Consider the following 19,331-nt stretch of genomic DNA (forward strand, 5'->3'; position numbering starts at 1 on the left):
GGCTGCTGTGCCGCCTCCGCGCCTCAGGCGCCGCGAAGGGCGCGAATGTTTTCGGCGTAGGCCTGAGGTCCGCCCTTAAAGGTGGCGGTGCCGGCGACAAGCACATCCGCACCAGCGGCGCGTGCCTGAGGTGCGGTCTCTTCGTTGATGCCGCCGTCCACTTCCAGGTCGATCGCGCGTCCGCTGGCGTCAATCATCGCACGCAGCGCCCGGATCTTGTCGAGCGATTCCGGAATGAAGGCCTGCCCGCCAAACCCTGGGTTCACGCTCATCACCAGGATCAGGTCCAACTCACCCAGCACCGGCTCGACGACCGACACCGGGGTGGCGGGATTGAGGGAAACTCCGGCCTTCTTGCCGCAGGCTTTGATCAGTTGCAGCGTCCGGTGCAGATGGAAGCCTGCTTCGGGATGCACTGTCAGGATGTCCGCACCTGCCTTGGCGAAAGCCTCGATATACGGGTCGACCGGTGCGATCATAAGATGGACGTCGAAGGTCTTCGCTGAGTGTGGCCGCAGCGCAGCGACGACTTGCGGGCCGATCGTGATGTTCGGAACGAAATGTCCGTCCATCACGTCGACATGCAGATAGTCGGCCCCCGCGGTGTCGACCGCGCGCACCTCCTCCCCCAGGCTGGCGAAGTCGGCGGAAAGGATGGAGGGGGCGATCCGGATAGGCTGCTGCATGACCGTTTGACTATCAGCGCCTGACGCCGCCGTCAAAGCGCGAAAGCAGCTCCGCGCCGTTAGGCTTGGGCCGAAATCGTGACAGTGGCGGGATTGCTATCTCGACATGAGATCGTTCCGGCGGTGCGCCGTTCCGGGTTCGGCAGGTTTGCTGCCCCGGACCGCCCGCCGGATTTCCTGGCGCGACAGGCCAATATCCCTGAGCAGCCGGTCGTCCAACTCGGCTAGATGCTGCTCCGCACAGACGGCTGCGTAAGCGCGGCCGATCCACTGTAGCCGAGTGCGGAGCCAGCTGAGACAGGACCAGCCGAGATGGTGCTGGCGAAGATGGGACCGGCGACCCTTCTCGTTGAATGCCGATGCCGCTGGGTCGCTGCGTTCCGGACCACGATCGAACATCCTCGAGATCATCTGCTGCGGCTCCTCATGATGGTCATCTGGGCGACCTCGTTTCGGAGCCTTTGATATCAGCTTGCCAGCATCCAATGATTCGTCGATCATCGAACTATGAAGCACGGGCCCGATATCGCTTACATCGCCGCGCTGATCGGCGACCCGGCGCGTGCCAACATCCTGACGGCCCTGCTCGGCGGCCTATCGCTAACTGCCAGCGAGCTTGCGGTCGAAGCCGGAGTGACCAAACAGACCTGCAGCTCGCATTTGTCGCGTCTGAAGCAAGCCGATTTGATCGCCGTGGAGACGCAAGGCCGGCATCGCTACCACCGTCTGGCCGACAGCGGTGTCGCGGCCCTGCTAGAGAACCTAATGGGTGTCGCGGCCGCCCGCCGTCCGACCCGCGTTCGCCCCGGTCCCAAGGAACCCGCCTTGCGGCAGGCGCGGGTCTGCTACGACCACTTGGCTGGAGATCTGGGCGTCGCTCTGTTCGACGCCCTGCTTCGCGACGGTGTCCTTCAGAGGACGCACAAGCAGCTGACTCTGACGGAACGCGGGCGGGCTGAAATGGAGGACTTCGGGATCGATCTCGCGGCGCTCGGCAGACTCCGCCGGCCGCTGTGCCGCAGTTGTCTCGACTGGAGCGCGCGTCGCAGCCATCTCGCCGGCGCTTTGGGAGCGGCCCTGTTGGAACGGCTGTTCGAACTCGGCTGGGCCCGGCGCGTCGAGGGAACCCGCATCGTCGACTTCACGCAGTCGGGCCGCCTCGCTCTCACGAAGCGTTTCGGGCTCTCGCCGTGACGAAGCGATAAGATCGCCGGCGCGACAGGCCTATGATCCCAGGCGTTCGAAGCTTGTCGGAGCGGCTTCACGCGACTCGATGGTGCCGCGCTGCAACTCCAGAACCGCGAGGCCGCGTTCTGTGGTGCCATCGGGGCGAAGACGGAAGACGCCGTCGACTCCCGTGAAGCCGTTCGGGTCCGTCAGATCCTCCATCGTATAGTCCGGTGCTGCACCTGCCTGTTCGGCTTCGCGGGCCAGCACCGCGGCGAGGGCCGTGGCATCGTAGGCCAGCGAGGCCAGGCGTGGCGGGGGCGCGCCGTAGAGTTCGCGGTAGCGGTTCGACCAGGTCTCCCAACCGGCGCGACCGGGGGCGGCAAACCAGCCGCCGACGAGTGCGGCTTCTTGGCCGAGATTAGCGTCTTCCCACAACTGGGTGCCGAGATATTGGGTCTGATCGGGGTCGATATCGTAGAAGGGTAGGAGGGTGGCTAGGCCGAGCAGTTCGTTGCCGCCGGCGGGAACCAGCAGAGCATCGTAGCCGTCACGCGCAGCCGCAAGTTGTTGGACGACCGGACCGGCGTCCGTTACGGCAAAGGGATCGTAGGTCGCGACCTGAGTGACAAAGCCGCCGTAGCGGGTGGCGGCCTGTTGGAGCGCCTGCAGCGTTGCGTCGCCGTAAGGGTTGCGCGGCGCCAGAACGGCGAAGCGGGTGATCCCTTGCCGGGTGGCGTAGTCGATCACCCGGTCGACCTGAGCCGTCGGGTCGAGACCTACGACCCAAACGCCCCGCCCTCCGACCGTCCGGTCGTTGGAGAAGGCGACGACCGGAACCTGTCGGCTGCGGGCCTGCGGCGCGGCTGCTGCCACCGAGGTCGAAAAGAGCGGGCCGAGGACGAGGTCGGCTCCTTCGTTCAAAGCGGCTTGCATCGCCTGCTCGGCGCTTTCCGGCCGTCCGCCGGTGTCGTGCAGCGTCAACTCGAAGTTTGGACCGCCGACATCGAATAGCGCCATCTGCGCGGCATTCAACAGAGCCTGCCCGAGCGTACCCTGTGCGCCGGTCATGGGTAGCAGCAAGGCCACTGTCGCCTCGCCGGGCTCCCGAACCGGTGGCGGCGGGGCTGCCGGTCGTTGTTCGACGACCGGTGGCCTTGGCGTTTGTTCGGTGCTCTGTGTTGGGGCATCATCCCGAACCGTACAGGCCGTCAGGCTGAGCAGCAGAACTCCGAACACCGCAGCACGACCCGCGCGCGACGGCATAGCGGCACGCAAGGGTTCTGTGGCGAAAGGCAGGCATGAAGGGATCACGATCCACTCCCGTTGGTGGAACTGGTAAGGGCTTCGACGCCGCGACCTCCGATCAGGAGGGCGGCACGGCCAAGCTTGCAACCGACACGAAGCTGTTGCGATTCGAAACGCCGCTGAGGCCCCTCGACCCCGCCTTGTATCTGGTTGCCTGCCCGATCGGCAACTTGGCGGATGTCACTTTGCGGGCGCTGTCGACCTTGGCTCAATGTGATCTCCTCGTTTGTGAGGATACCCGCTATACCCGGCGACTTCTCCAGGCTCATGGTCTCGACCGCTCCGACCGCTCTCTCATTGCCTACCATGAACATAACGCTGCACGTGTGCGACCGAAACTGATCGAAGCGCTCAAAAGGGGCGAGACGGTGGCGCTGGTCAGCGACGCGGGAACGCCGCTGGTCTCGGACCCTGGCTTCAAGCTGGCGCGCCTTGCCGTCGAGGCCGGTATTCGAATCGTTCCGGTCCCCGGTCCTTCTGCGGTCCTCGCCGGGCTGGTTGCGGCGGGATTGCCGAGCGACCGCTTCTGCTTCGCGGGTTTCCCGCCGCCCAAAAGTGCCGCGCGCCGCCGCTGGCTTGCCGAGCTGAAGCCGGTTCCGGCGACCTTGATCCTGTTCGAGGCGCCGCAACGTCTGGCCGCCAGTCTGGCTGATATGGCCGAGGTTCTGGGCGCCGCGCGTCAGGCCGCGGTTGCCCGGGAACTGACCAAGCTTTTCGAAGAGGTGCGGCGTGCGCCCCTGTCCGAACTGGCTGCTGACTACGCCGCGGAAGAGCGGCCCAAGGGTGAGATCGTCGTTCTTGTCGGGCCTCCGCTGGCCGAAGCGACCGACGCCGCGTCGCTGGATTCGGCCTTGCGGACGGCGCTGGCGACCAGCGCTAGCTTGAAGGACGCGGTTCAGGCGGTGCAGACAGCGACCGGCCTGCCACGCAAACAGATCTACGGCCGTGCCTTGGCTCTGTCGCAGTCGGGCCCTGCGTCCGACATGGAGGGAGGCCGCGATGCGGACTCTTGAGTCACGCCGCGAAGCCTACGGCGCCGGCCGCAGAGCGGAGGGACTTGCGGCTTGGTGGTTGCGGTTCAAGGGGTACCGCATTCTCGCGCGGGGTTTGCGCCTGCCGGTCGGCGAGATCGATCTGATCGCGCGGCGCGGTCGTTGTCTGGCCTTCGTCGAGGTCAAACGGCGGGCGACCTTGGCGGCGGCTCTGGAGGCTGTGACCCCGCGCCAGCGGCGGCGGATCCTGCGCGCGGCCGAGGCTTGGTTGGCGCAACGGCCGGATCTCGCTGGCCTCGATCTTCGCTTCGACGCTCTGCTTCTGGTTCCGGGCCGCTGGCCGCGGCACCTGCCTGATGCCTGGAGGCCATGAGCATGCACCGCTCTGCCGAGCGCGTCTCCAGCCGTCGCCTGCACGACGGGACGCATCCAGAATCGATCCCCGGTCTTGAATCCTGCTCTGGCATTTTCCGACCGGCGCCTTACCCTCCTGCTGCGATGTTTTTCGGGTCGGCAAGCTGCTCCGCCCGCTGCATCAGGCGGCGGCGTCCATGAACTGGTCACTGGCAAGTGGCCGGCAGGACCTGGAGTCCGCCTTGCGCCAGGTCGGCAGTCAGCCCGATATCCAGATCGATCTGGCGGAAACGGCGTTGCTGTTGGCCGCGCTCGATCAGCCGAAGCTGCCTTTGGAGCGTTACCGCCATCATCTGTCCCTGATGGCACGGGATACCGCCGATCTGGCCGCCAAGTCGGCTGGGGAGAGCGAACTGCAGATGCGGCTTCAAGTGCTGCGGCAGGTGATTTTCGAGCGCTACGGCTACGCCGGCGACGAGGAAACCTACGACGATCTGCAGAACGGCAACCTGATGCGGGTGATCGACCGCCGCTGCGGGCTGCCGGTGGCGCTCGGCATCCTGGTCGTGGCGACGGCCCGTGCCCAGGGGTGGGATGTGTCGGGTTTGGCCTTTCCCGGCCATTTTCTGCTGCAGTTTCAAGCGGGCTCCGAACGTGCCGTCGTCGATCCATTCAACAGTCTGCGCGAGCTGCGTGCCGCCGATCTGCGCGAGTTGCTCAAGGTCCTGGCCGGCGTCGAAGCGGAACTGAAGCCGGAACACTACGCCCCCGTCGGCAACCGCGACATCCTGCTGCGCCTGCAGAACAACCTGAAACTCCGCCATCTTCGCGAGCAGCGGCCCGAGCAGGCTCTGGAGCTGGTCGAATCGATGCTTCTGATCGCCCCGGATCAGGCCGGCCTCTGGCGCGAGGCCGGGTTGTTGCATGCCCATCTCTCCAACTTGCGCGCTGCCATCGTCAGTCTCGAGCACTTCCTGGAGTTGGCTCCCACCGGCAGTCAGGCGCAGGAAGCCGGCGAACTACTTCGACAGCTCCGCAACCGCCTCAATTGATCCGACCCGCGCGGGCCAGCTTCCGCCGCTGCCGCTCGGGTGCTACCAGAGGGCGCACAGTCTCTGCAGCCGGGAGTTCGATCTTCTATGTCCGCTTCGCCGTCACCCTTGGCCGTCGCTATTCAGATGGACCCCATCGAGGATGTGGATATCAACGGCGACAGTACCTTCGCGCTGGCGCTGGAGGCGCAGGCGCGCGGCCACGCCCTTTGGCACTATCTGCCGCAGGATCTGAGCTTTCACCATGGCCGGCTGACGGCGCGCGCACGCCAACTCGAGGTACGGCGAGAACCGGGCGCCCACTTTACGCTGAGCGCCTTTCAGACACTGGATCTGGCTGGGGTCGACGTGGTGCTGATGCGCCAGGACCCGCCCTTCGACATGGCCTACATCACGGCTACGCACCTGCTGGAGCACGTCCATCCCACGACGCTGGTGGTCAACGATCCGATCAGCGTGCGCAACGCTCCGGAGAAGCTCTTCGTCACCCACTTCGCGGAGCTGATGCCGCCGACCTTGATCACGAGCGACCGGGCGGAGGTGGTCGCCTTTCGCGCGGAACACGGCGACATCATCGTCAAGCCGCTATTCGGCAACGGTGGGGCTGGCGTCTTTCACCTGACGCCCGAGGATGAAAATCTCAACGCTCTGCTCGAGCTGTTCACCGAGCTCTACCGCGAGCCGATCATCGTCCAGCGCTACCTGCCCGAGGTGCGTCAGGGCGACAAGCGTATCATCCTGGTCGATGGCGAGCCGGCGGGAGCCATCAACCGTGTCCCGCCCAAGGGCGAGGCCCGCTCCAACATGCATGCCGGTGGCCGGGCGGAGAAGGCGGAGCTGACGCAGCGCGATCGCGACATCTGCCATGCCCTCGGACCGATTCTGCGCGAGCAGGGCTTGATCTTCGTCGGGATCGACGTGATCGGCGACTACCTGACCGAGGTCAACGTCACCAGCCCGACCGGCATTCAGGAAATCGACCGCTTCGACGGCGCAAACCTCTCGGGCCTGATCTGGGACGCCATCGAAAAACGCATCGACCGGGCCGTCGAATAAAGAAGAAAGGGCCAGCAGGGTCAGGACGCATACTTCGTCCGGCAGCTTCAGTATGGCGGTTCACGACCCGCCCTGTCCCCTTCAGCTACTGCTGCAGCGTTGCGATATCCCTGTACAGCTCCAGAGCTTCGGGATTGGCGAGCGCTTCCCGGTTCTTGACCGCGCGGCCGTGGACCAGGTCGCGGACGGCCAGCTCGACGATCTTGCCGGACTTGGTCCGCGGAATATCGGTCACCTGAACGACCTTGGCCGGAACGTGGCGCGGCGTCGCGCCGTCCCGGATGGTCTGCTTGATCTGTTTTTCCAACGCTTCGTCCAGAGTGCTCCCCGCGCGCAGGCGCACGAAGAGAACGACTCTGACGTCGCCTTGCCAGTCCTGACCGATTACGATGGACTCCACGACCTCCGGCAGCTTTTCCACTTGGCGGTAGATCTCGGCCGTGCCGATCCGCACGCCGCCGGGATTGAGGGTGGCGTCCGAACGGCCGTAGACGATCACGCCGTCGTGGCGGGTCAGCTCGACGAAGTCTCCGTGGCACCAGACGCCGGGGAAGCGCTCGAAGTAGGCGGCACGATAACGGCTGCCGTCGGGATCGCCCCAGAAAGACAGCGGCATGGAGGGGAAGGGCTTCACGCAGACCAGTTCGCCCTTCTGCTCGCGAACGGGCTTGCCGTCGTCGTCCCACACTTCAACGGCCATGCCGAGACCGCGCGCCTGAATCTCGCCGCGATGAACGGGACCGATGGGATTTCCAAGCACGAAGCAGGAAAGGATATCCGTGCCGCCGGAAATGGACGCGAGACTCACGTCCTGCTTGATGTTCTCGTAGACATAGTCGAAGCCCTCCGGCACCAACGGACTGCCGGTCGAGCAGATGGTGCGGACGGTCGAGAGGTCGTGGGTCTGCCTTGGTGCCAGCCCCGCCTTGTTGCAGGCATCGATGTACTTGGCCGAGGTGCCGAAGAGGGTCATGCCTTCGGCGTCGGCGTAGTCGAACAGAATGTTGCCGTCGGGCGCGAAGGGGGATCCGTCGTAGAGCAGCAGGGTCGCTTCGCAGGCCAGGCTGGCGACCAGCCAGTTCCACATCATCCAGCCGCAGGTAGTGAAGTAGAAGACGCGGTCGCCGGATCGGACGTCCGCATTGAGCCGATGTTCCTTCACCTGCTGAATCAGGGTGCCGCCGACGCCGTGGACGATGCACTTGGGCTTGCCGGTGGTGCCCGAGGAGTACATCACGTAGAGCGGCGTGTTGAAGGGGACTCGGAGGTAGTCGATCTCGCGCGCTTTGTAGGGCTCCAGCGCGTCCTCGAGCGTGGCGGCCTTCGGCAGCTCGGCGGCGGCCTGCGGCCGACCGAGCAAGGGACAGACGACGGTCTTCACGACGCTGGGAATCTGAGGCAGGAACTCACGGACCTTCGGCAGGGTATCGATCTCCTTGCCGTTGTAGAAATAGCCGTCCGGAACGAAGAGCACCTTGGGCTCGATCTGGCCGAAGCGGTCGAGCACACCCTGTACGCCGAAGTCCGGCGAGCAGGAGGACCAGATGGCACCGAGCGAGGCGGTGGCCAGCATGGCCGCCACCGTCTCCGGCATGTTGGGCATGAAGCCGGCCACCCGGTCGCCTTGGCCGACACCCTGATCCTTCAGAAGCTGTTGCAGCCGGCTGACCAGGGCTTGCAGCTCGCGCCAGGAGACCCGCCGCTTCATCTTGTCTTCAGCCCAGAAGACAAGCGCATCGCCGTCGTCGTTCCGGCGCAAGAGGTTCTCGGCGAAGTTCAGGCGCGCTTCGGGAAAGAACTGTGCGCCGGGCATCTTGTCGCCCTCCACCAGCACGGGCGTACCGGAGGGCCGATCACCGATCAGTCCGAAGTGATCCCAGATCGCCGTCCAGAAGGCCTCCAGGTTGTCGATGGACCAGTCCCGCAGCTGCGTATAGTCGCCGAATTCAACTTTCGCCGTTTGCTTGAGGTGGTGCAGAAACCCGGTGAGCTGCGCTTCGGCGATCCGCTGCGGAGAGGGCTTCCAGAGCGGTGACTCGGAAGGAGAGGGCGCCGGAGGAGAGATCGAGGACATGAGGGATCGGCTCGCTGTCGTGGCTTGATGAGGCTGGCTCCAGGCGGCTGAGGCCCGGTCGACGAAAGCGCCGCAAGAGTAGTGCAGGATCGCGGCGAGCGAAATTGCTTTGCTGATTGAAGGTAAGCGGACGCTCCGGCCGACGAGCCGTCATGCAGGCGTGCCATGCGGGGGCGGGCCTACTCCCGCGCTACGGTAGCCTCTAGACTTGGCAGTCTATGTCCGACGATTCCCTGAAAAACAAAGCCGAAGATCCCGCGCCTACCGCTCCCGCGCCCGCCGCCACCAAAGGTCGAACGCTCAGCGCGGCCATGACGGGCGCTCTCTATATGACCGCGGCGTCCCTCGGCTTCTCGGTCATGAACGTTTTGATCCGCGAAGTCTCCGTCGAACTGGAAGCAGCGCAGATCGCCTTCTTCCGTAACTTCTTCGCGGCTGCCGTCATGCTGCCATGGCTGCTGCACAGCGGTATCGCCAAGGCCTTGGCCACGGAGAACTTGAAGCTGCACCTGTTACGCGCCGGTGTCGGCCTCACGGCCATGCTCTGCTGGTTCTACTCGATCTCTCTTCTGCCGCTGGCTCAGGCCGTGGCGCTCAATTTCACGGTTCCGCTCTTCGCGACGCTCGGTGCCGCGCTCATCTTGCGAGAGGTGGTGCGAGCCCGGCGCTGGAGCGCGACGCTCGTGGGCTTTCTCGGGGTTCTGATCATTCTGCGGCCGGGCACTACCGAGATCTCGCTCGTGACCGGTTTGCCCGTACTCGCAGCGCTCTTCATGGCCGCCTCGGTGTTGGTCGTGAAGACTCTGTCGGCGCGCGACGCGCCAGCGACCATCGTTCTTTGGATGAATCTGCTGCTGACTCCTTTGTCGCTGATTCCCGCGCTCTTCGTCTGGCGCTGGCCCAGTCTGGAGGCCTTGGTCATGATGGCGGCGATCGGTGCCGTGGCCGTGCTCTCCCACATCGCGTTGACCCGTGCCTACGCGCGTGCCGACGCCTCGGCCGTGCTTCCCTTCGACTACACGCGGCTGCCCTTTATCGCTTTCTTCGCCTTCCTGCTGTATGGCGAGGTTCCCGACCTCTGGACCTGGGTCGGCGCCGCCGTTATCGCTGCCTCCTCGATCTACATCGCGCAACGTGAGGCGAAGGTCGCGCGCGAGCGGGCCGCCAGCGGCGTCGCCGCCGCCGGGCCGCAAGGTCGGGAGTGACGCGGCAGGGGCTGGCCCCCGTGACCGTGACAGGGTCGCGGGCGGCAAAGGCGCAGGGGAAGGACTGACTCGAGACCATGGCGTTACGGACCAAGGCGCAAACTCTGTCGCCCAATCTGGAGGGCGCGCTCTGGATGCTGGCTTCGGCTTTGGTCTTCACGGCCAACGGCGTGCTGGTCAAGGCCTTGGCCGAGACGGGCATGTCCTTCTTCCAGATCGCTTTGGCTCGTGCCGGCTTCGCTCTGATCGCCATCTTGCCTTTCGTCTACCTGGCGGGACGCAAGGCGTTGCGCACGGCCTATCCCGGCACCCACCTCGTCCGCGCGATCTGCGGTGCCGGTGCCATGCTCTCGGGTTTCTACGCGCTCTCGCGCCTGCCGCTGGCCGATGTCACGGCGATCGGTTTCACGACACCCCTCTTTGCGACCGTTCTGGCGATCTTTCTGCTGGGCGAAGCGGTGCGCTGGCGGCGCTGGACGGCCACGCTGGTGGGCTTCGGCGGCGTTCTAATCATGCTGCGTCCCGATGCTCTCCTGGCCGGTCAGGGGATTGCCCTCGACGGGTTCCTGGCGGCCCTCGGCATGGCGTTGGGCATCGCCGTGGCGGTTATCATGGTTAAGCGCCTGCCGAAGAGCGAGCACCAGTCGGTCATGCTTCTGTGGTTCTGCCTGGCCTCCATCGCGCTGGCGGCCGGCCCGGCCGTTATGGCCTGGCAGGACCCGACTCCGGAGCAGTGGTTGATGCTGGCCGGCGTCGGGGTGATCGGCGTGTCCGGGCAGTCGCTCATCATCCGGGCCTACCGAGCCGGCGAGGCCAGTTTCGTTGCGCCCTTCGACTACTCCAAAATTCTCTTCGCCATGGCGTTCGGCTTCCTCTTCTTCGCGGAAGTGCCAGGGAGCTGGACCCTCGCGGGCGCCGCGGTCATCGTGGCCAGCACGCTGTACATCGCACGCCGCGAAACCAAGCTCGGGACCCGTAAGGAGCGCGAACGCGCCGGCGTCGTCGAGTGAGCCAGCGTCGGACGCCGACATGACAAGAGTATCGCGAAGGGGCGCCGTCGGCGACCGTGACCGCTCGCACAGTCCGGTTCTCTGGCTCGTCGCAGGTGAGAGGCTACTCCAGAACCACGGCGGTTCCGTTCGCGCTGACCATTAGCATGGAGTCCCCCACCGTTTCATAGTCCAGATCGACGCCGACGATGGCGTTGGCGCCGAGGCCTTCCGCTTTCTCCACCATGTCCGCCAGCGCCTCGTCCTTGGCGTCGCGTAGGGCTTTCTCATAGGCACCGGCGCGTCCTCCGACGATGTCGCGGATGCGGGCGAAAAGATCGCGAAAGACGTTCGCTCCGATAATGCACTCCCCGGCGACGATCCCCTTGTAAGCGACGATACGCCGTCCTTCGACAGCGTCGGTGGTCACCACCAGCATGTTGCCCCCTATTCCCTACTCTCGCGCCGTGGTCTCGGCCCAGCTTACGGTTGATTCCAACTTCGCGTCACGATAGCGCGCTTGTGCCACCCGGCGATAGCGGGCAGGGTCCGCCGCTATGAGTTCCTCCGTGCCGACCCAGCCCGCATTGCCCGACGCCACCCCGGAAGGGGCGGGCCGGAGAGGCATCGTCGCCTGGTGCCTCTACGACTGGGCGAACTCTGCCTTCCCGACCGTGATCGTCACCTTCGTCTTCGCGGCCTACGTCACCAACGTGATCGCGGAGACCCCGGAGATCGGCACCGGCCAGTGGGGTCTCGCCATGGGGCTCTCTGGCTTGGTGATCGCGCTCCTGAGCCCGATCCTGGGGGCCATCGCCGACCAGAACGGCCGGCGTAAGCCCTGGATTGCGGTGCTGGCGTTGCTGTGCGTCATGATTGGCGGCCTGCTTTGGACCGTCGAACCGGTCGCAGGCGCGCTGATCTGGGCGTTGGTCCTGGTCGCGGCCGCCAACGTGGCCTTCGAGATCGGGACGGTCTTTTACAACGCCATGCTGCCGGAGGTGGCGCCTCGGGGAAAGATGGGGCGCATTTCCGGCTGGGCCTGGGGGGCCGGCTATGCGGGCGGGTTGGCCTGTCTGGCTGCCTGTCTGCTTCTGTTCGTTCAGCCGGAGGTGCCGCTCTTCGGCCTCGATAAGGAGGCCTACGAGCATGTGCGCGCTACCGGACCCTTCGTTGGCTTGTGGTTCTTGGTCTTCGCGCTGCCGATGTTTCTCTTTACGCCGGATCGCCAGGCCTCGGGAAAGCCCGCAGGCGAAGCTGTCCGGTCGGGTCTCGCGACCTTATGGGAGACCCTCAGGAAGTTGCCGCGCTACGGGTCCATTCTGCGCTTCCTGATCGCGCGGATGTTCTACACGGACGGCCTGAACACCCTCTTCGCCTTCGGCGGCATCTACGCCGCCGGCACCTTCGGTATGAGCTTCGACGAGATCCTGATCTTCGGCATCTTGCTGAACGTAACGGCAGGCCTTGGCGCCGTCGGCTTCGCCTGGATCGACGACTGGTTGGGGCCGAAGCGCACGATCCTGATCGCTGTCGGCTGCCTCATCGTCCTCGGCACGGCGATCCTGCTGGTGGACTCGAAGCTCTGGTTCTATCTGCTGGGCTGCGCCATCGGCGTCTTTATCGGCCCGGCTCAATCGGCCAGCCGCACCCTGATGGCCAGACTCGCCCCGGCCGAGGTGCGGACCGAGATGTTCGGGCTCTATGCCTTGTCGGGCAAGGTCACCGCCTGGATGGGGCCGATCCTCGTCGGCTTCGTGACGGTGATGGCCGACAGCCAGCGCTGGGGCATGGCGACGATCCTGCTTCTCTTCGTGATCGGCGCCGTCCTTCTTCTGCCGCTCAAGGAGCCGCCTGAGGAACGCTGATGAAAGCAAGGCGCGAGAGATAGGGTTACTCCAGACTCTCCGCGACCGGAAGGTGATCTAGGAGGTCGCGCGGGGGCGGCCGGAAACTCGCGCGTAGCGTTCGCGCAGGCAGCCGTAGCACTTCAGGAGGGCCAGGGTAGAGAGAAGAAGCGCCCCAAAACCCTCGCGCAAAGCTCGCCCCTGTAGGGCTCGACCGCGCGCCATTTGAGCGGTGGCTTCGGAATTGCTCGAAATCACCCCTGGGAAATAGGAGGCGGTGGGCTGGACAGATGCTGTCATGGCGGGCTCTCCTGTAGACCGAACCGGGAGGTCGGCTGTGAAGGGGGCACCGAACGGGCCGTTCGCTTGCAAAGAGGATATTCCCGATGTTTTGATCACAAAACACCCGTTTCGATCATAGTATTTAAGATTTCCGGGAACAGATAGATGGCGGCGGTGAACAATATCAACGAGATGGAGATTTTCGTTCGCGTGGTGCAGGCCAAGTCTTTTTCGGCTGCCGCCCGTGCGCTGGACCTCTCGCCCTCCGCCGTGTCGAAGCAGATCGGCCGATTGGAGGATCGGCTGGGTGCCCGTCTTTTGAACCGCACGACGCGTCAGCTCTCCCTGACCGAGGTCGGTCAAGCTTTCTATCAGCGGGCGGAGCGCATCATCGCGGACATCGTCGAAGCGGAGCAGGCGGTGGGCGATCTGCATGCCGCTCCGCGAGGGCTGCTGCGGGTCAACGCGCCGGTCGCCTTCGGCCGGCTGCACATGGCGCCGCTGCTGCCCAAGTTCCTGGAAAGCTATCCTGAGATTTCTGTCGAGCTGACGGTCAACGACCGCTTTGTCGATCTGATCGAGGAAGGCATGGATCTGGCGTTGCGGATCGGGGAACTGGCGGACTCCTCGCTGATCGCGAAGCGTCTGGCTCCGAACCATCGCGTGGTCTGCGCAGCCCCGGCCTATCTCGCTGCGCGGGGAACCCCGCGGCTGCCGGCCGACCTGCAGAAACACAACTGCATGACCTACACCTTCCGGACTAACCGCCATGACTGGCGGCTCGAAAAGGACGGCGTGGCCGAGGCCGTTACGGTATCCGGCAATCTGGAGACGAACTACGCCGAGGTCCTGATGGCGGCAGCGCTGGCCGGTAGCGGCATCGTCCTGCTGCCACTCTGGCTAGCCGGGCCGCAGCTGACCTCGGGCGAGTTGGTCGAGGTCCTGCCCGACTGGCAAGCGCAGGACAGCGCGATCTACGCCGTTTATCCGCACGCCCGGCATCTCTCGCCGAAGGTGCGGGTCTTCGTCGACTTCCTGAGCGAAGAGGTCGGTCGTCTCGCCCAATGCTGGGAACGGGAGCCGGGACACGCGCGGGCCGCCCGGCATTCCGCAGCTTAAAGCGGCACAGCTTAGTCCAGGATGGCCTTATCCCGGGCGCGTCTCCGGCGATCACGCCATGCGCAAGCCGCCGTCGAAGCGGATGGTTTCCATATTCAGCATCGGGTTGCCGGCGATGTGCAGGATCAGATCTGCGAACTCTTCGGGGCTGCCGAAGCGCTTTGGAAAGATCGGTTGCTGCGCCAGGTTTTCCTGAACCTCGTCGGGCATGTTGAGCAGCAGCGGCGTCCCGATCAGGCCCGGCGCGATGGAGAGGACGCGCACGCCAAAGCGGCCGAGCTCGCGAGCCGCCGGTGCGTTAAGACCGTTGATCCCGGCTTTCGAGGCGGCGTAGGCCGCTTGCCCGACCTGACCTTCGGTGGCGGCCACCGACGAGGTCGAGACGATCACGCCGCGCTCTCCGTCCTCGTTCAGAGGCTCGGCTGCGGTCATCTCGGCGGCAGCTAGGCGCAGCATATTGAAGCTGCCGATCAGATTGACGCGGATCACTGACTCGAAGGCGGCAAGATCCATCGGCCCTTCGCGTCCGACGACGCGTTTGGCGGGCGCAATACCGGCGCAGTTGACCAGCAGCCGGCAGGGACCGTGGGCCGCGCTGGCCTGCTTTACGGCCGCCTCCGCACTGGCGGCGTCGCCGACGTCGCAGGCGAGGCCGAGGCCCCCGATGTCCTTGGCCACGGCGTCGGCGGTCTCGCCGTTGAGGTCGATCACGCCGACCTTGGCGCCGGCCTTGGCCAAAGCCCGTGCCGTAGCGGCCCCCATACCCGAGCCTCCGCCGGTTACCAGAGCGCCCACACCTTTGACGTCCATGAACTCCATCCTTCCCCTGTTGCCCCCGCTTCCGTCGCGCCAAAGCGGGCCGGCGCGCCTATAGCATGCGCGACGGCCGCAACAGAAGAGGCCTGCCGTTTCGTCATCGTTCGGCAGAGTCTTTCGTTCTCCTCCGCAAAGGCTATCTTGGCGGTCATGCTGATGCTTCAGGTTCCCCGTCCCGCCCTCTGGATCGGTTTTGCCGGGTTGCTTCCCTTCGCCGCTGGTGCCGTCGCCGTTTGGGTGTTGCCCCAGGGCTGGAACGACTTCGCCCAGTTCATCCAAATGGCCTACGCCGCCTGCATCCTGTCATTCATGGGCGCCGTCCACTGGGGGTTGGCGATGGCCGGCACCGGAGTGTCAGGGCCAGGTGTCGCCAGGGCGGGCGCGCCCGGAGGCGACAGCCACGCCGGCATGACCTGGACGCGTACCTTCGGGTCGGTGATCCCGCCTCTGCTCGCGTGGCTGTCTCTGGTGATGGCACCGCTGCCGGGCTTGATCCTCTTGATCCTTTCTTTCGTCGGGCTGTTCTGGGCCGACCTGCAGGCGATCCGTCTTGGCCAGGCACCGACCTGGTATCTGCCGCTGCGCAAGGCGCTGACCATCGGCGTGGTGATTTGCCTGGGTATCTCGCTGATGCGTCTGGTGATGTGACTGCGCCTCGGGTCAAACGCGGGCCAACAGTTCCGTCTTCCCAGCGCCGGCATTCGGCGTTACATGGCGGCACCATGTCGTCCGCCGTTCCCTCACCGTCCGACCCTTCCGCGCCGCCGGCCAACGCCCGGCGTGTCGCGCTGGATCTCCTGCGTGCCGTTCTGCGCGGACAGCGTCCGCTCGACGAGGCCCTAGCTAAGGATCTGCGCCTGGTGCAGTTCGACCCGCGCGACCGCGCGTTTGTGCGCCGTCTCGTCGCGACCACGCTGCGCCGGCTCGGTACGCTTGATGCGCTGATCGCTCGCTGTCTCGATCGGCCGCTCAAGCGCGAGTTCGGGATCGTGCAGGATCTGTTGCGCCTTGGCGCCTGCCAACTCCTCATCCTCGGCACGCCGCCTCATGCCGCGATTGCTGAGACCTTGCGGTTGGCGGAGAAGGGCAAGCAGGCTGGCTTCAAGAAGCTGATCACGGCCGTTCTGCGCCGGTTGGAGCGCGAGGGACAGCCCTGGCTCAGCGAGTTGGACACCGCCCAAGCCGACACGGCGTCCTGGTTGTGGGACTCCTGGTCGACGGCTTACGGGGAGTCGGCGCTGCGGGCGATTGCAGCTGTTCAGATTGCCGACCCTCCGCTCGATCTCAGTCTGCTCGACCCTGCGACGGCGAAGCTTTGGGCCGAGCGTTTGGGCGCCTCGATTCTACCCACCGGGACTCTCCGTCTGCCTTCCGGCAGCGGTGAGGTGGCGCGTCTGCCAGGGTATGAGGAGGGCTGCTGGTGGGTGCAGGACGCGGCGGCGGCCCTGCCGGCCCGCTTGCTGGGCCCGTTGGCAGGGCGGCGTGTCCTGGAGTTCTGTGCTGCACCCGGCGGAAAGACGGCGCAACTGGCAGCGGCCGGTGCTCAGGTCGTCGCGGTCGACGCCGACGAGGCACGCTTGAACCGCTTGGTCGAGAATCTGAATCGCCTGCGGCTAGCGGCCGCCACCGTGGCTGCGGACGCGACACGCTGGCGACCGCCGAGCCCGGCGCAGGCCGTGCTGCTCGATGCGCCCTGTTCCGCCACCGGCACCTTGCGCCGCCATCCGGACATCGCTCTGCTCAAGCGGGCCGAGGACCTGCCGGCCATCGTGGCTGTGCAGAAGCGGTTGCTCACCAACGCCATCGCCTGTGCCGAACCGGGGGCGCCTATCGTCTACGCTGTCTGCTCGTTGCAGCCCGAAGAGGGGCCGAACGTCGTGGCGTCCGTTCTGAGCGCCGGTGCCCCGGTCACGCGGGAGCGGATCGATCCTCGGGAGGTCGGCGGCCTTGCGGAGTTGATCGACGGCGAGGGCGCGCTTCGCACTCTACCCTGTCATCTTGCCGAGCAGGGCGGCCTCGACGGCTTCTACGCCTGTCGGCTCAGGAAGCGCCCGGAAAAGGGGTAATCCGACGAGGTGTCGAACTTAGAGCAGGAGTCGCGTCTCAGGTGGAAGCCAAACGCGTCCACCTGAGACGATCGCGCTCTAGAAAGGAAGCTTCATCCCGCCGGGAAGTTCCAGACCGCCGGTGATCTCCTTCATCTGTTCACCCGCCGCCTGCTCGACCTTGGCGCGCGCGTCGTTGACGGCGGCCAGGACCAGGTCCTCCAGGACTTCGATCTCGTTCGGCGTGGCTAGCGTGGGATCGATCCGCACGGCCTTGACGTCGCCCTTGCCGGTCATGGTGATCTTGACAAGGCCACCGCCCGCCTGACCGTCGATCTCGGCCTCGGCCAGGCGTTCCTGCATCTCCGCCATCTTCTGCTGCATCTGCTGGGCCTGTTTCATCATCTGGCCAAGATTCTTCATGCCCCGTCCTCGTTTCGGCTGGCGGTCTCTGGATCTTTGTTGAGGGTGGTGTCGGACTGGTCCGAGAGTGGAGGTCCGCTGATCACACGGCGCAGTTTCGCGCCGGGAAAGGTCTCGAGCGCCGTCCGCACCAGAGGGTGATTCTGGGCGCGCTCGTAAGCGGCACGCTCCGCCTCTGCCTCGCGCTCAGCGAGGGTCGCTTCGCCTGGTTCGCTGGAGACGCTGACCATCCAGCGATGGCCTGTCGCTTCCTCCAAAATCTTCGAAAGACGACCGGCCAGATCGCCCGGCGCGGCAGGGCTCGGATTGAACTCAAGCTGTCCGAACTGGCAACGGACAGGCCGCACGTCGCTGCGCAGGGCGTGGACGAGCCGGACCTCCTTCAAGCTGCGAAGCAGCGCCAAGACGGCTTCGAAGGTCTCGGGCCGCGGTTTTTCGCTCGGTTTGAGCGTCGCCTGTAACTGTGGCTGTTCCTGACTGTCGAGTGCTGCCTGAGGCTCGTTCTCCTCAGGCGCGGGCAGGGTCGAGGACTGGCCTCCTGCCACGGCCCGCGCGCCGCCGCCGCCCGTCTGCAGTGCTGTCGTGTTTTGCGATGCTGGTGAACTGCCGTTGTCGCGGCTTCCGCTTGCGTCTTTACCGCGAAGCTGGCGCACGAGATCCGCGGGGTTCGGCAGGTCGGCTGCGAAGGCCAGACGGATCAGGACCATCTCGGCGGCTTGCAGCGGAGCCGGTGCGCGCTGCGTTTCCTCGATGCCCTTCAGCAGCAGTTGCCAGGTGCGGCCCAAGGTTGCAACGTCCAGCTTGTCAGCCAGTTCACGGCCACGCACCCGCTCCGTCTCCGGAAGTCCCTCGCCGGCCTGTTCCGGGACCAACTGCAGGCGGGTGATCCTATGGGTCAACTCGAGGAGATCTTGCAGAACTACCAGAGGATCGGCGCCGCCGTCATAAAGGTCGCGCAGCAAAGTCAGCGCCTCCGGCGTCTTGCCGGCCATGACGGCCCCGAAAAGATCGTAGATGCGCGCCCGGTCTGCGAGCCCAAGCATGCGCTTGACCGCTTCCGAGCCGATTTCTTCGTTCGAGAGCGCGATTGCTTGATCGAGCAAGGAGAGACCGTCGCGCACGGATCCGTCGGCGGCGCGCGCGATCATGGCCAATGCCTCGTCGTCGGCGCCGACCGTCTCCTGTCCGCAGATACCCCGGAAGTGCTCTACCAGGACCGACTGCTCGACGCGGCGCAGATCGAAGCGCTGACAGCGCGAGAGTACCGTAACCGGTACCTTGCGGATCTCGGTGGTGGCGAAGATGAAGATGACGTGTTCCGGCGGCTCCTCCAGCGTCTTCAGCAGGGCGTTGAAGGCGTTGCGGGAGAGCATGTGGACTTCGTCCACGATGTAGACTTTTTTGCGTGCCGAAACCGGCCGATAGCGGACACCGTCGATCAGGTCGCGGATATCGTCGACACCCGTGCGGCTGGCCGCGTCCATCTCGATGACATCGACATGCCGATCTTCGGCAATGGCCGTGCAGTGTTCGCACACCCCGCAGGGTGCGGGCGTCGGTCCGCCGTTGCCGTCAGGTCCGATGCAGTTCAACGCACGCGCGATGATGCGGGCGGTGGTGGTCTTGCCGACGCCGCGCACGCCCGTCAGGACGAAGGCATGATGCAGCCGTCCGCTGGCAAGCGCGTTCGACAGCGTGCGGACCAGTGCGTCCTGCCCGATCAGGTCCTTGAAGCTGGCGGGGCGATACTTGCGGGCCAGCACGCGATAGGGCGTGGCTGTGGACACGCCCGGAGCTTCGGCTCCGGACGTCGCCGAGCTGTCCGGCGACGGGGTGCCTGACATCGAGTCTGGGGTTATGTCCGGCGTATCCGGCATCCGCTCTCCGGCCCGGGCCAGGGCAAACGGTGGCTGGCA

General features: G+C 65.6%; 20 protein-coding genes. 11 read left to right on the forward strand and 9 right to left on the reverse strand.

Going from position 1 to position 19,331, the window contains the following annotated elements:
- Positions 1-23 precede the first annotated feature (23 nt).
- Both rpe and ACO054_RS19860 read right to left on the reverse strand, forming a co-directional pair.
- On the reverse strand, positions 24-686 hold the full coding sequence (gene rpe / locus ACO054_RS19855) for a ribulose-phosphate 3-epimerase (RefSeq protein ID WP_421710393.1): 663 nt from the start codon (positions 684-686) through the stop codon (positions 24-26).
- Positions 687-782: 96 nt separating this feature from the next.
- Positions 783-1,187, reverse strand: a complete 405-nt coding sequence (locus ACO054_RS19860; RefSeq protein WP_421710394.1) for a DUF1127 domain-containing protein — start codon at positions 1,185-1,187, stop codon at positions 783-785.
- A 6-nt stretch (positions 1,188-1,193) separates the two neighbouring features.
- On the opposite strand from ACO054_RS19860, the gene ACO054_RS19865 reads away from it, so the two are divergent.
- Positions 1,194-1,880 (forward strand): ArsR/SmtB family transcription factor, encoded by a 687-nt coding sequence (locus tag ACO054_RS19865; protein ID WP_421708321.1) that lies wholly within the window; start codon positions 1,194-1,196, stop codon positions 1,878-1,880.
- 30 nt (positions 1,881-1,910) lie between these two features.
- On the opposite strand, the gene ACO054_RS19870 is transcribed toward ACO054_RS19865, so the two are convergent.
- Positions 1,911-2,942, reverse strand: a complete 1,032-nt coding sequence (locus ACO054_RS19870) for a penicillin-binding protein activator (RefSeq protein WP_421708322.1) — start codon at positions 2,940-2,942, stop codon at positions 1,911-1,913.
- 212 nt (positions 2,943-3,154) lie between these two features.
- On the opposite strand from ACO054_RS19870, the gene rsmI reads away from it, so the two are divergent.
- The 4 genes from rsmI (at position 3,155) to gshB (ending at position 6,615) form a co-directional block, all read left to right on the forward strand.
- Positions 3,155-4,174 (forward strand): 16S rRNA (cytidine(1402)-2'-O)-methyltransferase, encoded by a 1,020-nt coding sequence (gene rsmI / locus ACO054_RS19875; protein ID WP_421708323.1) that lies wholly within the window; start codon positions 3,155-3,157, stop codon positions 4,172-4,174.
- Complete coding sequence (locus ACO054_RS19880) at positions 4,161-4,526, forward strand: YraN family protein (RefSeq protein ID WP_421708324.1); 366 nt, start codon at positions 4,161-4,163, stop codon at positions 4,524-4,526. The genes rsmI and ACO054_RS19880 overlap by 14 nt, the downstream gene beginning before the upstream one ends.
- Before the next feature lie 178 nt (positions 4,527-4,704).
- Positions 4,705-5,559 carry a SirB1 family protein gene (locus tag ACO054_RS19885; RefSeq protein WP_421708325.1) on the forward strand — a complete coding sequence of 285 codons (855 nt, stop codon included), beginning with the start codon at positions 4,705-4,707 and terminating at the stop codon, positions 5,557-5,559.
- Positions 5,560-5,646: 87 nt separating this feature from the next.
- Positions 5,647-6,615 (forward strand): glutathione synthase, encoded by a 969-nt coding sequence (gene gshB, locus ACO054_RS19890; protein ID WP_421708326.1) that lies wholly within the window; start codon positions 5,647-5,649, stop codon positions 6,613-6,615.
- An 85-nt stretch (positions 6,616-6,700) separates the two neighbouring features.
- Here the strand turns inward: gshB and ACO054_RS19895 are convergent, their stop codons facing one another.
- The gene (locus tag ACO054_RS19895; RefSeq protein WP_421708327.1) at positions 6,701-8,689 is read right to left on the reverse strand and encodes an acetoacetate--CoA ligase; all 1,989 of its coding nucleotides are present in this window, start codon (positions 8,687-8,689) and stop codon (positions 6,701-6,703) included.
- 311 nt (positions 8,690-9,000) lie between these two features.
- Here ACO054_RS19895 and ACO054_RS19900 point away from each other — a divergent pair, with 311 nt between their 5' ends.
- Both ACO054_RS19900 and ACO054_RS19905 read left to right on the forward strand, forming a co-directional pair.
- Positions 9,001-9,894 carry a DMT family transporter gene (locus tag ACO054_RS19900; RefSeq protein WP_421710395.1) on the forward strand — a complete coding sequence of 298 codons (894 nt, stop codon included), beginning with the start codon at positions 9,001-9,003 and terminating at the stop codon, positions 9,892-9,894.
- Between the two features lie 77 nt (positions 9,895-9,971).
- Positions 9,972-10,904: a DMT family transporter gene (locus ACO054_RS19905; protein ID WP_421708328.1), complete on the forward strand. Its 933-nt coding sequence runs from the start codon at positions 9,972-9,974 to the stop codon at positions 10,902-10,904.
- Positions 10,905-11,007: 103 nt separating this feature from the next.
- Here ACO054_RS19905 and ACO054_RS19910 read toward each other — a convergent pair whose 3' ends face one another.
- Complete coding sequence (locus ACO054_RS19910) at positions 11,008-11,322, reverse strand: YbjQ family protein (protein WP_421708329.1); 315 nt, start codon at positions 11,320-11,322, stop codon at positions 11,008-11,010.
- 118 nt (positions 11,323-11,440) lie between these two features.
- Here ACO054_RS19910 and ACO054_RS19915 point away from each other — a divergent pair, with 118 nt between their 5' ends.
- Positions 11,441-12,751, forward strand: a complete 1,311-nt coding sequence (locus ACO054_RS19915) for an MFS transporter (protein WP_421708330.1) — start codon at positions 11,441-11,443, stop codon at positions 12,749-12,751.
- A 57-nt stretch (positions 12,752-12,808) separates the two neighbouring features.
- Here ACO054_RS19915 and ACO054_RS19920 read toward each other — a convergent pair whose 3' ends face one another.
- Complete coding sequence (locus ACO054_RS19920; RefSeq protein WP_421708331.1) at positions 12,809-13,030, reverse strand: hypothetical protein; 222 nt, start codon at positions 13,028-13,030, stop codon at positions 12,809-12,811.
- A 147-nt stretch (positions 13,031-13,177) separates the two neighbouring features.
- Here ACO054_RS19920 and ACO054_RS19925 point away from each other — a divergent pair, with 147 nt between their 5' ends.
- Positions 13,178-14,131, forward strand: a complete 954-nt coding sequence (locus ACO054_RS19925; protein ID WP_421708332.1) for a LysR family transcriptional regulator — start codon at positions 13,178-13,180, stop codon at positions 14,129-14,131.
- Between the two features lie 51 nt (positions 14,132-14,182).
- Here the strand turns inward: ACO054_RS19925 and ACO054_RS19930 are convergent, their stop codons facing one another.
- On the reverse strand, positions 14,183-14,941 hold the full coding sequence (locus ACO054_RS19930; RefSeq protein ID WP_421708333.1) for an SDR family NAD(P)-dependent oxidoreductase: 759 nt from the start codon (positions 14,939-14,941) through the stop codon (positions 14,183-14,185).
- Positions 14,942-15,103: 162 nt separating this feature from the next.
- On the opposite strand from ACO054_RS19930, the gene ACO054_RS19935 reads away from it, so the two are divergent.
- Entirely contained in the window at positions 15,104-15,595 is a 492-nt protein-coding gene (locus tag ACO054_RS19935) for a DUF3429 domain-containing protein (RefSeq protein WP_421708334.1), read from the forward strand.
- A 74-nt stretch (positions 15,596-15,669) separates the two neighbouring features.
- Positions 15,670-17,013 carry a transcription antitermination factor NusB gene (locus ACO054_RS19940; protein ID WP_421708335.1) on the forward strand — a complete coding sequence of 448 codons (1,344 nt, stop codon included), beginning with the start codon at positions 15,670-15,672 and terminating at the stop codon, positions 17,011-17,013.
- 78 nt (positions 17,014-17,091) lie between these two features.
- On the opposite strand, the gene ACO054_RS19945 is transcribed toward ACO054_RS19940, so the two are convergent.
- Positions 17,092-17,415, reverse strand: a complete 324-nt coding sequence (locus tag ACO054_RS19945; protein WP_421708336.1) for a YbaB/EbfC family nucleoid-associated protein — start codon at positions 17,413-17,415, stop codon at positions 17,092-17,094.
- Complete coding sequence (locus ACO054_RS19950; protein ID WP_421708337.1) at positions 17,412-19,292, reverse strand: DNA polymerase III subunit gamma/tau; 1,881 nt, start codon at positions 19,290-19,292, stop codon at positions 17,412-17,414. The genes ACO054_RS19945 and ACO054_RS19950 overlap by 4 nt, the downstream gene beginning before the upstream one ends.
- Between the last annotated feature and the right edge of the window lie 39 nt (positions 19,293-19,331).

This window comes from Algihabitans sp., from assembly GCF_965226985.1.
Classification (GTDB): domain Bacteria; phylum Pseudomonadota; class Alphaproteobacteria; order Kiloniellales; family DSM-21159; genus Algihabitans.

Coding starts and splice junctions, on each gene's coding strand:
- ACO054_RS19935 (WP_421708334.1), top strand. CDS start 15,104: ATGCTTCAGGTTCCCCGTCCCGCCCTCTGGATCGGTTTTGCCGGGTTG.
- ACO054_RS19900 (WP_421710395.1), top strand. CDS start 9,001: ATGACGGGCGCTCTCTATATGACCGCGGCGTCCCTCGGCTTCTCGGTC.
- ACO054_RS19925 (WP_421708332.1), top strand. CDS start 13,178: ATGGCGGCGGTGAACAATATCAACGAGATGGAGATTTTCGTTCGCGTG.
- ACO054_RS19905 (WP_421708328.1), top strand. CDS start 9,972: ATGGCGTTACGGACCAAGGCGCAAACTCTGTCGCCCAATCTGGAGGGC.
- rpe (WP_421710393.1), bottom strand. CDS start 686: ATGCAGCAGCCTATCCGGATCGCCCCCTCCATCCTTTCCGCCGACTTC.
- rsmI (WP_421708323.1), top strand. CDS start 3,155: ATGAAGGGATCACGATCCACTCCCGTTGGTGGAACTGGTAAGGGCTTC.
- ACO054_RS19915 (WP_421708330.1), top strand. CDS start 11,441: ATGAGTTCCTCCGTGCCGACCCAGCCCGCATTGCCCGACGCCACCCCG.
- ACO054_RS19950 (WP_421708337.1), bottom strand. CDS start 19,292: ATGCCGGATACGCCGGACATAACCCCAGACTCGATGTCAGGCACCCCG.
- ACO054_RS19895 (WP_421708327.1), bottom strand. CDS start 8,689: ATGTCCTCGATCTCTCCTCCGGCGCCCTCTCCTTCCGAGTCACCGCTC.
- ACO054_RS19930 (WP_421708333.1), bottom strand. CDS start 14,941: ATGGACGTCAAAGGTGTGGGCGCTCTGGTAACCGGCGGAGGCTCGGGT.
- ACO054_RS19865 (WP_421708321.1), top strand. CDS start 1,194: ATGAAGCACGGGCCCGATATCGCTTACATCGCCGCGCTGATCGGCGAC.
- gshB (WP_421708326.1), top strand. CDS start 5,647: ATGTCCGCTTCGCCGTCACCCTTGGCCGTCGCTATTCAGATGGACCCC.
- ACO054_RS19940 (WP_421708335.1), top strand. CDS start 15,670: ATGTCGTCCGCCGTTCCCTCACCGTCCGACCCTTCCGCGCCGCCGGCC.
- ACO054_RS19920 (WP_421708331.1), bottom strand. CDS start 13,030: ATGACAGCATCTGTCCAGCCCACCGCCTCCTATTTCCCAGGGGTGATT.
- ACO054_RS19860 (WP_421710394.1), bottom strand. CDS start 1,187: ATGATCGACGAATCATTGGATGCTGGCAAGCTGATATCAAAGGCTCCG.
- ACO054_RS19910 (WP_421708329.1), bottom strand. CDS start 11,322: ATGCTGGTGGTGACCACCGACGCTGTCGAAGGACGGCGTATCGTCGCT.
- ACO054_RS19885 (WP_421708325.1), top strand. CDS start 4,705: ATGAACTGGTCACTGGCAAGTGGCCGGCAGGACCTGGAGTCCGCCTTG.
- ACO054_RS19945 (WP_421708336.1), bottom strand. CDS start 17,415: ATGAAGAATCTTGGCCAGATGATGAAACAGGCCCAGCAGATGCAGCAG.
- ACO054_RS19880 (WP_421708324.1), top strand. CDS start 4,161: ATGCGGACTCTTGAGTCACGCCGCGAAGCCTACGGCGCCGGCCGCAGA.